Annotated in this window: 12 protein-coding genes; 5 read left to right on the forward strand and 7 right to left on the reverse strand. The window is 74.3% G+C overall.

All coding sequences use genetic code 11. The annotated features are described in order from the left end of the window. The first annotated feature begins 62 nt into the window (after positions 1–62). Positions 63–2903 carry an SNF2-related protein gene (locus tag ACF1DX_RS17275; RefSeq protein ID WP_391791993.1) on the forward strand — a complete coding sequence of 947 codons (2841 nt, stop codon included), beginning with the start codon at positions 63–65 and terminating at the stop codon, positions 2901–2903. Between the two features lie 11 nt (positions 2904–2914). Beyond that, entirely contained in the window at positions 2915–4186 is a 1272-nt protein-coding gene (locus ACF1DX_RS17280; protein WP_391791994.1) for an SWF or SNF family helicase, read from the forward strand. 159 nt (positions 4187–4345) lie between these two features. On the opposite strand, the gene ACF1DX_RS17285 is transcribed toward ACF1DX_RS17280, so the two are convergent. Beyond that, positions 4346–4744 (reverse strand): hypothetical protein, encoded by a 399-nt coding sequence (locus tag ACF1DX_RS17285; protein WP_391791995.1) that lies wholly within the window; start codon positions 4742–4744, stop codon positions 4346–4348. Positions 4745–5177: 433 nt separating this feature from the next. Further along, the gene (gene xylA / locus ACF1DX_RS17290) at positions 5178–6344 is read right to left on the reverse strand and encodes a xylose isomerase (RefSeq protein ID WP_030865575.1); all 1167 of its coding nucleotides are present in this window, start codon (positions 6342–6344) and stop codon (positions 5178–5180) included. 127 nt (positions 6345–6471) lie between these two features. Between xylA and xylB the strand changes: the two genes are divergently transcribed. From xylB to ACF1DX_RS17305, 3 genes are all read left to right on the forward strand, one after another. Then, positions 6472–7917 carry a xylulokinase gene (gene xylB, locus ACF1DX_RS17295; RefSeq protein ID WP_391791996.1) on the forward strand — a complete coding sequence of 482 codons (1446 nt, stop codon included), beginning with the start codon at positions 6472–6474 and terminating at the stop codon, positions 7915–7917. Positions 7918–8209: 292 nt separating this feature from the next. Next, positions 8210–9418 (forward strand): ROK family protein, encoded by a 1209-nt coding sequence (locus ACF1DX_RS17300; RefSeq protein ID WP_391791997.1) that lies wholly within the window; start codon positions 8210–8212, stop codon positions 9416–9418. 259 nt (positions 9419–9677) lie between these two features. Further along, positions 9678–10073, forward strand: coding sequence for a luciferase family protein (locus ACF1DX_RS17305; RefSeq protein WP_391791998.1), 396 nt, complete (start codon positions 9678–9680; stop codon positions 10071–10073). A gap of 21 nt (positions 10074–10094) precedes the next feature. Here the strand turns inward: ACF1DX_RS17305 and ACF1DX_RS17310 are convergent, their stop codons facing one another. From ACF1DX_RS17310 to ACF1DX_RS17330, 5 genes are all read right to left on the reverse strand, one after another. After that, positions 10095–10289 carry a hypothetical protein gene (locus ACF1DX_RS17310; RefSeq protein WP_030865562.1) on the reverse strand — a complete coding sequence of 65 codons (195 nt, stop codon included), beginning with the start codon at positions 10287–10289 and terminating at the stop codon, positions 10095–10097. A gap of 102 nt (positions 10290–10391) precedes the next feature. Beyond that, on the reverse strand, positions 10392–11255 hold the full coding sequence (locus ACF1DX_RS17315) for a phosphatidylinositol-specific phospholipase C/glycerophosphodiester phosphodiesterase family protein (protein ID WP_391791999.1): 864 nt from the start codon (positions 11253–11255) through the stop codon (positions 10392–10394). A gap of 179 nt (positions 11256–11434) precedes the next feature. Then, positions 11435–12511 carry an acyl-CoA dehydrogenase family protein gene (locus ACF1DX_RS17320; protein ID WP_391792000.1) on the reverse strand — a complete coding sequence of 359 codons (1077 nt, stop codon included), beginning with the start codon at positions 12509–12511 and terminating at the stop codon, positions 11435–11437. Next, positions 12508–13689 carry an acyl-CoA dehydrogenase family protein gene (locus tag ACF1DX_RS17325; RefSeq protein ID WP_391792001.1) on the reverse strand — a complete coding sequence of 394 codons (1182 nt, stop codon included), beginning with the start codon at positions 13687–13689 and terminating at the stop codon, positions 12508–12510. Before ACF1DX_RS17325 ends, ACF1DX_RS17320 begins: the two co-directional genes overlap by 4 nt. Then, the gene (locus ACF1DX_RS17330) at positions 13686–14663 is read right to left on the reverse strand and encodes an NADPH:quinone oxidoreductase family protein (RefSeq protein ID WP_391792002.1); all 978 of its coding nucleotides are present in this window, start codon (positions 14661–14663) and stop codon (positions 13686–13688) included. Before ACF1DX_RS17330 ends, ACF1DX_RS17325 begins: the two co-directional genes overlap by 4 nt. Between the last annotated feature and the right edge of the window lie 115 nt (positions 14664–14778).

The raw sequence follows: 14778 nt of genomic DNA on the forward strand, positions 1-14778 counted from the left end.
GACTCCGGCTTCACTAGTCAAGTTTGAGGACTCCTGTCATCGTTGCGCAGACGACTCACCCGGTGCCCTCCGCCGCACACTCCGCACACTCCGAGCCGGCCGACTGTCCGGCCGTATTCGTCCCGGGTGACCCCGCCCGTACCGGCCGGGTCGCGTTCTGGCGGCCCGACGGCTCGCCTCCGCCGACCGTGGGCGCTGACGCGGCGTCGGCCGAGGACCTGACCGTCGTGGTGCCCGGCGACGACGGGATCGAGGCAGTGCGTGTGCCCGCCACCGTTCTGCCGGTGCGCGACGCGCTCCCGTTCCTCACGCGTGCGCGGGCCGGTGGTGCGGGGCACCGGGCCACCCGGTTCTGGGGCGCCGCCGCCGTGCACGCCCTGCACCTGGTGGCGCGCGGCCTGCTGCTGCCCGGCCTCTCCCCCGCCGACCACGACGCCTGGCGCGTCGGACCGCTGGACGCGGAGGACGTCGAGGCGATCCGCCGGCTCGCCGCGGCGATGCCGCCGGAGGCACACGCGACGCCGCTGGACGGCACCGTGCCGCCTAGGCTGCCCGACCCCGAACGGCTGCTGCGCGCCTTCCTCGACGCGGTCGCCGACACCCTCCCCCGCTCCCCCGCCGCCCGTCTCGCGACCGGCACCGCCGCCTTCGCGGTACCGGGGCCGCAACGGCTGCCCGAACTGCGGACCTGGGCCGCCGACATCGCCGCCGGCCACGACACCGGCGTACGGCTGTCGCTGCGGATCGAGGCGCGCGGGCTCACGGACGCGGCCGACGCCGCGGACGTGTCGTTCCGCGCCGTCCTCCAGATGCACGGCGTGCACGACCCCGCGCTCGTCGCGGACGCCGGCGAGGTCTGGGCCGGGGCCTTCGACGCGGCCTTCGACTCCCGCGCGCGGATGGACGCCCTGCTCGCGCTCCGCCGCGCGGCACGGGCCTGGGCGCCGCTCACCCCCTTGTTGTCGGCGGCCGTACCGGACGCGGTGGACCTCGCGGAGGAGGAGATCACCGAACTCCTCGGCGAAGGCGGCCGGGTGCTCGCCGGCGCGGGCGTCGACGTGCACTGGCCCAGGGAACTGGTCCGGGAGCTCACCACCCGCGCGGAGGTCGGTCCCGCCGACGACGAGCCCGGGCCCGGGAGGGCCGGGTTCACGGACGGGCCGTCGTTCCTGTCCGCCGACGCGCTGCTCGCCTTCGACTGGTGGTTCGCCCTGGGCGACCGGCGGCTCACGCGCGAGGAACTGGACCGGCTGGCCGAGGCGAACCGCCCCCTCGTGCGGCTGCGCGACCAGTGGGTCCTGATCGACCCTCGGGAACTGGCCCGGGCCCGTGCGCGCCAGGACCGCACGATCACGCCGGTCGACGCGCTCGGCGCGGCCCTGACGGGCTCCGTGGAGGTCGACGGCGGCCGGATCGAGGTCCGGCCCAGCGGGTGGCTGGCGGCTCTGCGGGACCGGCTCGCGGACCCCGAGGCGCAGGAGCCCGTCGAGCAGCCCGCCGCGCTCGCCGCCACGCTGCGGGACTACCAGCGGCGCGGCCTGAACTGGCTGGCCCGGACGACCTCCCTGGGCCTGGGCTGCTGTCTCGCCGACGACATGGGGCTCGGCAAGACCATCACCCTGATCGCCCTGCATCTGCACCGCCAGACCGATCCGGAGTCCGCGGGCCCCACTCTCGTGGTCTGCCCGACCTCCCTGATGGGCAACTGGCAGCGGGAGATCGAGCGGTTCGCGCCCGGCACCCCGGTGCGCCGCTTCCACGGCGCGCGGCGGACGCTGGACGACGTGGCCGACGGCGAGTTCGTACTCACCACGTACGGCACCATGCGGCTGGACGCCTCCCGGCTCGCCGGGGTCCCCTGGGGCATGGTCGTCGCCGACGAGGCCCAGCACGTGAAGAACCCGTACTCCTCGACGGCCCGACGGCTGCGTTCCATCGGCGCACGCGCGCGCGTGGCGCTCACCGGCACGCCGGTGGAGAACAACCTGTCGGAGCTGTGGGCGATCCTCGACTGGACGACTCCCGGCCTGCTGGGCCGACTCGGCACCTTCCGGCGGCGGTACGCGGACGCCGTCGAGGGCGGGCAGGACCCGGCCGCGGCGGACCGGCTGGCCCGTCTGGTACGGCCGTTCCTGTTGCGCCGCCGCAAGTCGGACCCCGGGATCGCGCCCGAGCTGCCGCCCAAGACGGAGACCGACCACGCGGTGTCGCTCACCCAGGAGCAGACGGCGTTGTACGAGGCCGTGGTGCGCGAGGCGATGGCCGGGATCGCGGGCGCCGGCAGTATGGCGCGGCGCGGGCTGATCGTGAAGCTGCTGACCGGCCTGAAGCAGATCTGCAACCACCCGGCGCAGTTCCTCAAGGAGGAGCGGCCGGTGGTCGCCGGGAGGTCCGGGAAGCTGGAGCTGCTGGACGAACTCCTCGACACGGTCCTCACCGAGCGGGCCGGCGTTCTGGTGTTCACGCAGTACGTGCGGATGGCGCGGCTGCTGGAACGGCACCTGGCCGCGCGGGGCGTGCCGACGCAGTTCCTGCACGGCGGCACGCCGGTCGCCGAGCGCGAGGCGATGGTGCGCCGTTTCCAGGACGGCGAGGTCCCGGTCTTCCTGCTGTCGCTGAAGGCGGCGGGCACGGGGCTGAACCTCACCCGCGCGGAGCACGTCGTGCACTACGACCGCTGGTGGAACCCCGCCGTCGAGGCGCAGGCGACGGACCGCGCGTACCGCATCGGCCAGACCCGGCCGGTGCAGGTGCACCGCATCATCGCCGAGGGAACCATCGAGGACCGTATCGCCGGGCTGCTGGAGCGCAAGCGTGAGCTGGCCGACGCGGTGCTCGGCTCCGGCGAGGCGGCGCTCACCGAACTGACCGACGCCGAGCTGGCGGAGCTGGTCGAACTGTGAGGGGGACTGCGATGACCCGGTACGACGGTGACGAGGCCGGCGTGGAGCGCGTCTTCGCCGCGCTGCCGCCCGCGCGGGGGCGCGGTTTCGCGCAGAGCTGGTGGGGCCTGGCCTGGCTGACGGCGCTGGAGGGTACGGCGCTGGACTCCAAGCAGCTCAAGGCGGGCCGCGGACTGGCACGCGCGGGAGCGGTCGGCGCGGTGTCCGTACGGCCGGGGCGCATCACGGCGGTCGTACTGGACCGGGACCGTACGGCCCACCGCGCGGACGTGCTGCTGCAGGAGCTGTCCGGGGAGCAGTGGGACCGGTTCCTGGCCATGACCGTGGAGCGGGCCGGGCATGTCGCGGCGCTGCTCGACCGCGAGATGCCGACGCAGCTGGTCGAGGACGCGGAACTGGCCGGGGTCGAACTGCTGCCGGGCCTGGGCGATCTGGAGCCGGAGTGCGACTGCGACGCCTGGGACCACTGCGGCCACACGGCGGCGCTGTGCTATCAGGTGGCCCGGCTGCTGGACCAGGACCCGTTCGTCCTGCTGCTGATGCGGGGGCGGGGTGAACGTGCCCTGCTGGACGCGCTCCAGGCCCGGGGCGACGCGTCCGCCCGGCGGCCCGCCCAGGGCCCGGAAGGCGTGGACGCGGCCGAGGCGTACGCGGCCGGTGACATCCTGCCGTCGCTTCCCGGCGCCCCCGCCCTCCCCGCAAAGCCGGGTATTCCGCCGTCGCTGGACACGGAGGCGGAGCCCACGGCCGGGATCGATCCGCCCGCGCTGGAGTTCCTGGCCGCCCGGACCGCCGTACAGGCCCACCGGCTGCTGGCCCGGGCACTCCAGGACGGGCACGAACGGCAGCCCGTGGAACCGGAACCGGCCGTCGCGCGGGACGCGGTGCGGCTGGCCGCCGGGGAGCCCGGCGGCGCGGTGGCGGAGCGGCTCGCCGAGGGATCGGGGCGCGGCCGGGAGGGACTGGCCGTGGCCGTACGGGCCTGGCGGCACGGCGGTACGGCGGCCCTGGCCGTGCTCGACGAGGAGTGGGCCGTGGACGGCGAACGGCTGGCACGCGCGCGTGCCGCCCTCGCCTCGGCGTGGGACGAGGACGAACGGCCGGTGCTCCGGGCCCGGGCCAACCGGTGGACGGTGGCCGGCGCGCCCGTCCAGCTGCGCCTGGACCGCGAGGGACGCTGGTGGCCGTACCGCGAGGAACGCGGCCGGTGGGTCCCGGCGGGGGATTCCTCCCAGGACCCGGCGACGGCACTGGCCTCGGCCGAACGCGCACCCGAAAGGTAGCCGCCGGCGAGTTCGTCACCACACCGAAGCCACGACCGGCCCGGCGGCCGTACCACGAGGAACACGGCCGCCGGGCCCCGGCGGGAGTTCCCGCCGGGATCCGGCGAGGGTCTCGGCGGAAGGCCCCTCCAGGGAGTGGCCGTGTTCCGTGCGGTGTCGTCAGGGCAGTTCCACGTCGCCCAGGGACGGCAGGAGCGACTCCAGGCCACTCGGCAGCTCGCTCGGGAACTCGGACGGCAGTTCCGTGGGGAATCCGGAGGGGAACCGGCTCGGGAGGCCGCTGGGCGGCTCTGAGGGGATGTCCAGGGACGGAGCGGGTGAGCCGCCGGTGCCCGTGCCGCTCTCGGTGGGCTCCTTGTCCGGCGAGTCGTCGTCGCCCGTGGCCATCAGTACGACGAGGGACACGGCCACGATGGCGACGACAACGGCGAGCAGGAGGAGCACGGCCCTGCGCCCGCCGGGCGGTCCGGGAGGGCGGGGCGGCGGCGCGCCGTCGTTCGCGGGTGGTCCGAAACTGCCGCCGTCCGGCGGCCGGGGCGGTACGGGTGGCATGGCCATACAGACCATCGTCGCCGCGCGCACGGGGTCCGCGCGAGGACGCCGCGCGGAAGTTGATACGGACTCAGGGCACGGGCGCCATGCTGACGGCGTACCCCACGCGGAGCGCGCGCCCGGCACAGCACCGTCCGCGCGACGGGCCTGGCCCGTACCGCTCGCGTGCGCCACGCGGTCGTACCGCGCGAGGGCGCACGCGGGATGCGTACCGGGCCGGTGCGGGCCGCGCCATCGCGCGCGGGCCGCCGCCGGGAGGCCCCACGTCGGCCCCGACACACGCCACCGCGCGCGTATGTGATTGTGATTCCGCGCGGTCGTCGCGTCGGCCACGACCGGGGGCGAACCGCACGTGGGGGCGCGGTTCTCCCGGACACGCGTGCGAGGGCGTGGCCGTCCCGTGGCAGGGGTGGGACGGGCACGCCCTCGCGGCCGGGGTTCAGCCCCGGGCGCCCAGCAGGTGGTCCATCGCCAGCTGGTCGAGGCGCTCGAAGGCCATGCCCCGCGCGGCGGCCTCGTCGACGTCGAAGTCCTCGAAGGCGGACCGGTCGTCGAGCAGGGCCTGGAGGCCGTCGGCCGCCGTGGGCTGGGCAAGCTGGTCCAGACGGGCCGCGCGCAGTGCCTCCTGCACCTCGGGGTCCGCGCGGAAGGCCGCCGCACGCTCCTTGAGGATCAGGTAGTTGCGCATGCAGCCGGCCGCCGAGGCCCACACGCCGTCGAAGTCCTCGGTCCGCGGCGGCTTGAAGTCGAAGTGCCGCGGGCCCTCGTAACCGGCCGACTCCAACAGGTCCACCAGCCAGAACGCGGCGCGCAGGTCGCCCGCGCCGAAGCGGAGGTCCTGGTCGTACTTGATGCCGGACTGGCCGTTGAGGTCGATGTGGAAGAGCTTGCCCGCCCACAGTGCCTGCGCGATGCCGTGCGGGAAGTTCAGCCCGGCCATCTGCTCGTGGCCGACCTCCGGGTTGACGCCGTACAGCTCCGGGCGCTCCAGGCGCTCGATGAACGCCAGGGCGTGGCCGATGGTGGGCAGCAGGATGTCGCCGCGCGGCTCGTTCGGCTTGGGCTCGATGGCGAAGCGGATGTTGTAACCCTGGGAGGTGACGTACTCGCCGAGCAGGTCGAAGGCCTCCTTCATGCGGTCGAGGGCGTCCCGCACGTCCTTGGCGCCACCGGACTCGGCACCCTCACGACCGCCCCAGGCCACGTAGGTCTCGGCGCCGAGCTCGGCCGCGAGGTCGATGTTGCGGATGGTCTTGCGGAGCGCGTAGCGGCGCACGTCGCGGTCGTTGGCGGTGAAGCCGCCGTCCTTGAACACCGGGTGGGTGAACAGGTTGGTGGTGGCCATCGGCACCTTCATGCCGGTGTCGTCCAGCGCCTGCCGGAACCGCTTGATGTGCTCCTCGCGCTCGCTGTCGCTCGAGCCGAAGGGGATGAGGTCGTCGTCGTGGAACGTGACGCCGTGGGCGCCGAGCTCGGCCAGGCGCCGCACCGACTCGACCGGGTCGAGGGCACGCCGCGTGGCGTCACCGAAGGGGTCCCGTCCCTGCCAGCCGACGGTCCACAGTCCGAAGGTGAACTTGTCCTCGGGGGTGGGCTGGTAGTTCATGCCGCGGCTCCTCGCTCGCTGAGACTATTTCGTCATGGCGGTTTACAAATTAGTATGCAGGAACATTTCTGGGAAGAGACACACCCCGCCGAGTCGCGGAAGTGGGTCGCAGAAGAGGGAGAGACCGATGTCAGCAGCCGAGGGTCCGCTCGTCGTCGGCGTGGACACATCCACCCAGTCCACCAAGGCGCTGGTCGTCGACGTGGCCACCGGCCGGGTCGTCGCGAGCGGCCAGGCACCGCACACGGTGACCTCGGGGGCGGGCCGGGAGAGCGATCCGCGCCAGTGGTGGGACGCCCTGTCCGAGGCGCTGCGCCAGTGCGGCGAGGCGGCGCACGAGGCCGCCGCGGTGTCGATCGGCGGGCAGCAGCACGGTCTGGTCACCCTGGACGGGCACGGGGAGCCGGTCCGCCCGGCGCTGCTGTGGAACGACGTGCGTTCCGCGCCGCAGGGCCGCCGGCTGATCGAGGAGCTGGGCGGCGCGAAGTTCTGGGCCGAGCGCACCGGAAGCGTGCCCGCCGCCTCCTTCACGGTCACCAAGTGGGCCTGGCTGGCGGAGCACGAGCCGGACGCGGTGCGCGCCACCAAGGCGGTCCGGCTCCCCCACGACTACCTCACCGAGCGGCTCACCGGCCAGGGCACGACCGACCGCGGCGACGCCTCCGGCACCGGCTGGTGGGCCTCGGGGACGGAGGCGTACGACGAGGAGATCCTCGCGCACGTGGGGCTCGACCCGGCACTGCTGCCCCGCGTGGTGCGGCCCGGCGAGGTCGCCGGGACCGTGCGCGACGGCCACGACCTGCCGTTCTCCAAGGGCACCCTGGTGGCGTGCGGCACCGGTGACAACGCCGCCGCCGCCCTGGGCCTCGGGGTGCGTCCCGGCACGCCGGTGATGAGCCTCGGCACCTCGGGCACGGTGTACGCGGTGACGCAGCGCAGGCCGGCCGACCCGACCGGCACGGTGGCGGGGTTCGCCGACGCGCGCGGCGACTGGCTGCCGCTGGCCTGCACGCTCAACTGCACGCTGGCCGTGGACCGGGTCGCGGCGCTGCTGAACCTGGACCGCGAGGCCGTCGAACCCGGACGCGGCGTCACGCTGCTGCCCTTCCTGGACGGCGAGCGCACCCCGAACCTGCCCAACTCCTCCGGCCTCCTGCACGGACTGCGCCACGACACCACCGGCGGACAGCTGCTCCAGGCCGCGTACGACGGTGCCGTGTACTCCTTGCTGGCCGCGCTGGACCTGGTCCTCGACGAGGACGCCGACCCGTCGGCGCCCCTGCTGCTGATCGGCGGCGGCGCCCGGGGCACGGCCTGGCAGCAGACCGTACGGCGGCTGTCGGGGCGGGCCGTGCAGGTGCCGCAGGCGAAGGAGCTGGTCGCGCTCGGTGCGGCGGCGCAGGCGGCCGGGCTGCTCACCGGAGAGGACCCGGCCGCGGTCGCCCGGCGCTGGGACACGGCGGCGGGCCCGGTGCTGGAGGCCGTGGAGCGGGACGAGGAGACGCTGGCCAGGCTGGCCGGGGTACTCTCCGACGCGGCCCCGCTGCTGAACCGCGGCACGGACACCGACTGACGACACCGACGGGCCGGCACCGGCCTGCGGGCACGGCCCACCGGCACGGACCGGCAGGCATCCACCTGCCGACACCGGCCCCCGGCACGAGTCCGCGGGCACCGGCCTGCGGGCACGAACCGACGGACACCGGCCCACCGGCACGGACCGCCGGCGGGCACCGGCCCGCCGACACCAGCCGACGGGCACGAACCGACCGGCACGTGCCGGCAGGCACCGGCCCACCGGCACGGACCGCCAGCGTCGGCCGACAGGCCGACGCCGGCCGCAGAGACCGAGGAACGACGGAGGAATGAGCGCACCGCCGCACAAGGCCCGCCCGGCCGGTCCGGGGCGCGCGCTGCCCGACACCCAGCAGGGCATGCGCCGCCGCAACCTCTCGCGGGTGATGCACGCCGTCAGCGCCGAGGGCCCGCTGTCCCGGGCCGCCGTCGCCTCCCGCATCGGCCTGACCCGCGCGGCGGTGTCCACGCTGGTCGACGAACTCATCCGCTCGGGCCTGCTGGAGGAGCTGGGCCCCGAGCGGCCCGGCCGCGTGGGCCGTCCCGGCTCGGCGCTCGCCGTCAGCGGGCGCGGCCCCGCGGGGATCGGCGCCGAGGTCGGCGTCGACCATCTCGCGGTCTGCGCGGTCGACCTGCGCGGACGGGTCCGGTCGCGGGCGGTGCGGCACGTCCCGAACCGGGACCGCTCCCCCGGGCCGGTGCTCGGGGAACTCACCGAGCTGACGGAGCGGGTGGTCGCCGAGGCGGAGGGCGAGGGCCTGTGGCCGGCGGGGCTCGCCGTGGCCGTACCGGGTCTGGTGGCCCGTGACGCCCGGACCGTCGTACGCGCTCCGAACCTCGGCTGGCTCGACACGGACCTCGGTGACCTGCTCCCGGCAAGCCTGCCGCTCACCGTGGCCAACGAGGCCAACTTCGGCGCACTGGCCGAACTGTGGCTCGGCGAGGACACCCCGCGCGACTTCCTCCATGTGTCCGCCGAGATCGGTATCGGTGCCGCGGTCGTCGTGGACGGGCGGCTGCTGCACGGAAACCGCGGGTTCGCGGGCGAGCTGGGCCATGTACCGGTACGGCCGGACGGACCGGAGTGCGCCTGCGGCGGACGGGGCTGTCTGGAGCAGTACGCCGGCGAGGAGGCGGTGCTGCGCGCGGCCGGACTGGAGCCGGGCGAGGACCGCGTCGGCCTCCTCGCGGGCCGCGCCGAGCAGGGCGACACGAACGTACGGCGCGCCCTGGAGGACGCGGGAACGGCGCTCGGGATCGCCCTGACCGGGGCGGTCAACCTGCTGGACCCCGAGAGCGTGGTGCTGGGCGGAGCCCTGTCCGGGCTCGCACCCTGGCTGCTGCCGTCGCTCCGCTCCGAACTGGCCCGCCGCACCGCGGGGCCGGCCTGTCCCGTCTCCGTGTCCCCGCTGGGCTCCGAGGGCCCGCTGCTGGGCGCGGCGCACTCGGTGGTGCGGGGGGTCCTGGACGACCCGGCGGCGGTGGCCGAACGGGCCTGACACGCGGGCCACGCGGACGCGTCTCCCCGCGGATTCCGCACGAAGTCGCGCGGGGGCGTCGCCGCCGGCGATCGCCTTCCGGCTGTCCCGGTCGCACACGGGGACGGGAACGCCGTACCAGGTCACGAGCTTCCCGGCTGCCATGACACGATCACGGGTCAGGTTCTCGCCGGGGTTCCGGCGGTCTCACCACCTCACCGCTCGATTACGAATCGCCCAACTCCTGGTGTCCGGACGTTGAGCAGGCAACGATGAGGGCATGACACCGGCGCAGCGAGCCATGGAGCGACTGCTCACCTGGTCCGATCTCACGGCCTGTCCGGCCGGTTGCGGTACGGGGCAGGCCCTCCGCACCGCCCGTTCCGAGATCGTCCACTTCCACTCCGCGCGGGACGTGGACCTCCACCTCACCCGTCGCGCCATCCAGCGCTTCCACTACGACCTGGGCGGGTCGAGCGCGATACAAGTGGTCCCGAGTTCCGACTGGGTGACGGTGCATCTGGACTGCGCCACGGACGTGGACCTGCTGCTCAGCCTGGTGAGCGTCGCTCTCAAGACGCACCAGAACAGGCCCCCGTCCGCACCGCCGGCACCGGCGGGGTGCAACTTCCACCGCGTCACCGTGCTGCCGCGCGACGCGGTGTCCGACCGCTGAACCACGCTCCGCGCGGTGGCCTCACGGCCGCAGACCGCCGACGATGTCGGCGGTCGCCGTGAGGCCGCTGTGGATCGTGGGCGCGATGCTCGTGCTGGCCAGGTAGAAACCGAGCAGCAGGCAGACCAGCGCGTGGGAGATCTTCAGCCCGCCGTTGCGCAGGAAGATCACCGCAAGGACCGCCAGCAGCAGCACCACAGAGATGGAAATGGCCATCGTCAACCTCCTCCGCCACATCCGTTTCGCGGCGTTCGGCCGCAAGTGTGGCGTAACAGAAGGTTCGTCCGGGCGGCTGACCTGTCCTCCGAACGTGTGGTGTCACGCCCTCCGGTAGGCGTCGAGGAAGGATTCGAGCCCCGCGAGGTCGTCGGTGTTGAGGTGGTCGACGTCCGCCGCCACCAGTTCGCCCCAGAGCGCGTCGCGGGCGGGGCCCGGCAGGTCGGGGGTGGCCCAGAACCGTACCCGCTGCCCGCGCGCGTGGGCGGTGCCCACGATGTCGCGGAGTTTTTGGCGCTCGGCGTCGGGGAAGGCGCCGACGCCCTGCCAGGTGAAGTTGAGCGTCCAGTTGTCGCTGATCAGCGGGACGAAGGAGGCCGGTGCGGTGCTGCCGAGGTCGCTGAGCCGGCCGTCGTAGAAGGCGCGGCGCACCCGCTGGGCCTCCATGGGTGCACGGGCCGCGCGGTCGCCGGAGACGACGGCGGTGACCGGTCCGGGCAGCACCCTGCCGTGCGCGTAGGTGGTGAACAGGTTTCGGTAGCGGCCCAGTCGGCGGTCGAGTTCGAGATAGGTGGCCGCACCTTCGGTCTTGATGTCGATCAGCAGTTGGAGCGCCTTGCGGTGCCCGCGGTACACCGAGCCGTGGTGGGCACGGACCCGGGCGGCGAGCGGGTCGAGGTAGAGGGATTCGAGGGTGCGGGACGGGTCGAGGTCCTCGGGGTCGTGGGCGACGAGGAGTTGGCCGTCGACCAGGTAGATGTCGGCCTCGACGCTGCCGAAGCGGTGGTCGAGGGCGTCGAGGAGGGGGCGGGGGTGCTCGTAGTCGTTGTGGGCGTGGGCTCGCCACAACGGGCGTGGCCGGTGCTTCTGTTCGCCGGCCAGTGCCTGCGCCGCGGGGAGGACGGCGGTACCGGCGAGGGCGGCGCCGAGGGTGGTGAGGGCTCTGCGACGGGTGGTGAGGGCCATGCTCTGCCTCCCTGGAAGGACCGTACGGGACCAGGGAGAGTATGAGGCTCACGGGTGGCCGAAGAGCAGGATGGTGCGGGGAGTTGGCCGATCCGCCGTCGGTCGTTCACCTCGCCGGAACAGGGCGCGCGGAAGAAGCCCGCCCCCGGAGGGACGGGCTTCTTCCGTCGTTCGACCGGTCAGGGCGCTCTCAGATCGACCAGTTCCGCCAGCGCCTCGCGGTGGGCGCCCGCCGTGCCGTAGGCGATCGAGTCGGCCTTGGCCCGCTTGAGGTGCAGGTGCACCGGGTGCTCCCAGGTCATGCCGATGCCGCCGTGCAGTTGCAGTGCCTCCTCCGCGGCCCGGACCGCGACGGGCGCGGCGTAGGCCTGGGCGACGGTGACCGCCACGGCGGCGTCCTCGCCGGTCGCGAGCGCGTCGGCGGCGCCCCGCGCGGCGGCGCGGAGGCTGACGACCTCCAGCCAGAGCCGGGCGAGCCGGTGCTTGAGCGCCTGGAAGCCCCCGACGGGGCGGTTGAACTGCGTGCGGTCCTTCACGTAGCGGACGGTCTCCGTCAGCGACCAGTCGGCGGAGCCGAGTTGCTCCGAGGCGAGCAGTCCGGCGCCGGCCCGCAGGGCACGGGGTACGGCGGTTCCCGCGTCGCCCAGCCTGCGTCCGGGCGCGCCGTCCAGGGCCACCCGGGCCACCGGACGGGTCAGGTCCAGGGAGACCTGCGGGGTGACGGTGGCCGCGCCGGCCTCCACCGCGTACAGCCCGCCGTCGTCCGCCGGTACGAGCAGTACGTCGGCGACGGCGGCGTCCGCGATACCGGTCAGCTCCCCGTGCAGTACGCCGTCCTCCAGCCGTACGGTGGTGAACGCGGCGCCGGGAGCGGTGTGCAGGCCGACGGCGAGGGCGCCGATGCGGCGCCCGGACGCCAGCTCGGTGAGCAGGTCGCCTGCGTTCTCGCACGCCAGCAGCGCCTCGGTGGCCACCACGGCGCTCGTCAGATACGGCACGGGAGCGACCGCGCGTCCCAACTCCTCCAGGACGACGGCGGCTTCGCGGTGGGTGGCGCCCTGACCGCCCCGGTCCTCGGGGACCAGCAGGCCGGCGAGGCCCATGCCGTCCGCGAGTGTCTTCCACAGGGACAGGTCGTGCGGGGCGTCCGACTCGGTACGGGCGATCACGCCCGCCGCGTCGCAGTGGTCGGTGAGCAGGTCCCGGACGGCGGCGCGCAGCGCCTCTTCCTCCTCCGAGTACAGGAGATCGCTCATCGGGCCAGGTCCTTCCACGCGACGTCCTTGTCGGTGCGCGGCTCGGCGGGCAGGCCCAGGACGCGCTCGGCGACGATGTTCAGCAGGACCTCGCTGGTCCCGCCCTCGATGCTGTTGCCCTTGGAACGGAGGTAGCGGTAGCCGGCGTCGCGGCCGGTGAAGTCGACCAGTTCGGGGCGGCGCATGGTCCAGTCGTCGTACAGCAGGCCCTCCTCGCCCCGCAGTTCCACCTCCAGGCCGCTGATCTCCTGGTTGAGGCGGGCGAAGGCCAGCTTCATGCCGGCGCCCTCGGGTCCGGGCTGTCCTGCGACGAGCTGCTGGCGCAGGCGTTCGCCGGTGAGCCGGGCGACCTCCGCCTCGACCCAGAGCTTCAGCAGCCGCTGGTGCAGGTCGTGGGTGCGCAGTCCGGGCCGTTCGCGCCAGGTCTTCGCGACCGGGCCGATCATGCCGCCCTCGCGGGGCAGCCGCATGCCGCCGATGGCGACGCGTTCGTTGTTCAGGGTGGTCTGCGCGACCCGCCAGCCGTCGCCGGCCTCGCCGAGGCGGTGGGCGTCGGGGATGCGGACGCCGGTGAGGAAGACCTCGTTGAACTCGGCCTCGCCGGTGATCTGGCGCAGCGGCCGCACCTCGACACCGGGGTCGGTCATGTCGCACACGAAGTAGGTGATGCCCCGGTGCTTGGGCACGTCCGGGTCGGTGCGGGCGATGAGGATGGCCCAGCGGGCGAGGTGGGCGCTGGACGTCCACACCTTCTGCCCGTCGACCACCCAGTCCTCGCCCTCCCGGACGGCACGCGTGCCGAGGGCGGCCAGGTCGGATCCGGCGCCGGGCTCGCTGAAGAGCTGGCACCAGACCTCCTCGCCGGTCCACAGGGGCTTCAGGAAGCGCCGCTTCTGCTCCTCGGTGCCGTACTGGAGGATGGTCGGCGCGGCCATGCCCAGGCCGATGCCGATGCGGCGCGGGTCGTTGTCGGGTGCCCCGGCGGCCGCCAGCTCGGCGTCCACGACGGCCTGGAGCGAGCGCGGGGCACCGAGTCCGCCGAGCCCTTCGGGGAAGTGCACCCAGGCGAGTCCGGCGTCGAAGCGGGCGCGCAGGAAGTCCAGGCGCTCCGTGCCGGCCGGAGGGTGCTCGGCCAGGAAGTCCCGGGTGATGCGGCGCAGTGCGGCGGCGTCGGTCATGCGGCGGCTCCGTTCTCCGGCGAGGGCAGCACCGCGACGCGCCCGGTGGTGGCACCGTCCGCGACCCGCTGCACGGCGTCGGCGGCCCCGGCGAGCGGCACGCGCTCGCTCACCAGCGGCTTGATCGCGCCCCGCGCGGCGAGTTCGGTGAGCTGCTCGTGGCAGTGCCGGACCAGCTTGGGGTTCTTGGTGTTGTACAGGCCCCAGTGCAGGCCGAGGATCGCGTAGTTCTTGACGAGGGCGTGGTTCAGGGCGGGGCTGGGGATGGACCCGCTGGCGAAGCCGACGACGACGATCCGGCCCTCGAAGGCGACGGCCTTGGCGGACTGGGCGTAGGCCTGGCCGCCGACGGGGTCGTAGATCACGTCGGCGCCCCGGCCGCCGGTGGCCTCCTTCACGGCGGCGACGACGTCCTGCTCGTGCCGGTCGATCACCACGTCGCAGCCCAGTTCACGGGCGACGGACGCCTTCGCGGCGCCGCCGGCCACGCCGATGACGGTGGCGCCGGCGGCCTTGCCGAGCTGTACGGCCGCGCTGCCGACCCCTCCGGCGGCGGCGTGGACGAGGAGGGTCTCGCCGGCCTCCAGGCGGGCCCGGCGGTGCAGGCCGAACCAGCCGGTCTGGTAGCCGATGTGCAGGGCGGCGGCCTCGGCGTCGTCCAGCGCGTCCGGCGCGGGCAGCAGCGCGGCGGCGTCCGCGACGGCGTACTCGGCGAAGCCGCCGTGGGGCAGCGCGGGGTTGGCGATCACGCGGCGCCCGTCCTCGGTCTCGCCGCAGATCTCCACGCCCGGGGTGAACGGCAGCGGCGGCCTGACCTGGTACTGGCCCCGGCACATCAGCGCGTCCGGGAAGTTGACGTTGGCGGCACGCACCTTCAGCAGGACCTGCCCGTCACCGGGTGCCGGCCGGGCCACCTCCGCGAGGCGCATCACCTCGCCCGGCTCGCCGAGCTCGTGCACTTGCCATGCCTGCATGCGGGGCCTCCACGGGAGCGTGAACGTCGGGTTCGCCTGACCGGGTCCACCGCATACTAAGCGGTCGCTTGCCGATCAGGGAACCGTCGCGTCCGTCACGCCCGGCAGACGCGTC

The sequence above is a fragment of the Streptomyces sp. NPDC014676 genome (assembly GCF_043084105.1).
GTDB lineage: Bacteria > Actinomycetota > Actinomycetes > Streptomycetales > Streptomycetaceae > Streptomyces.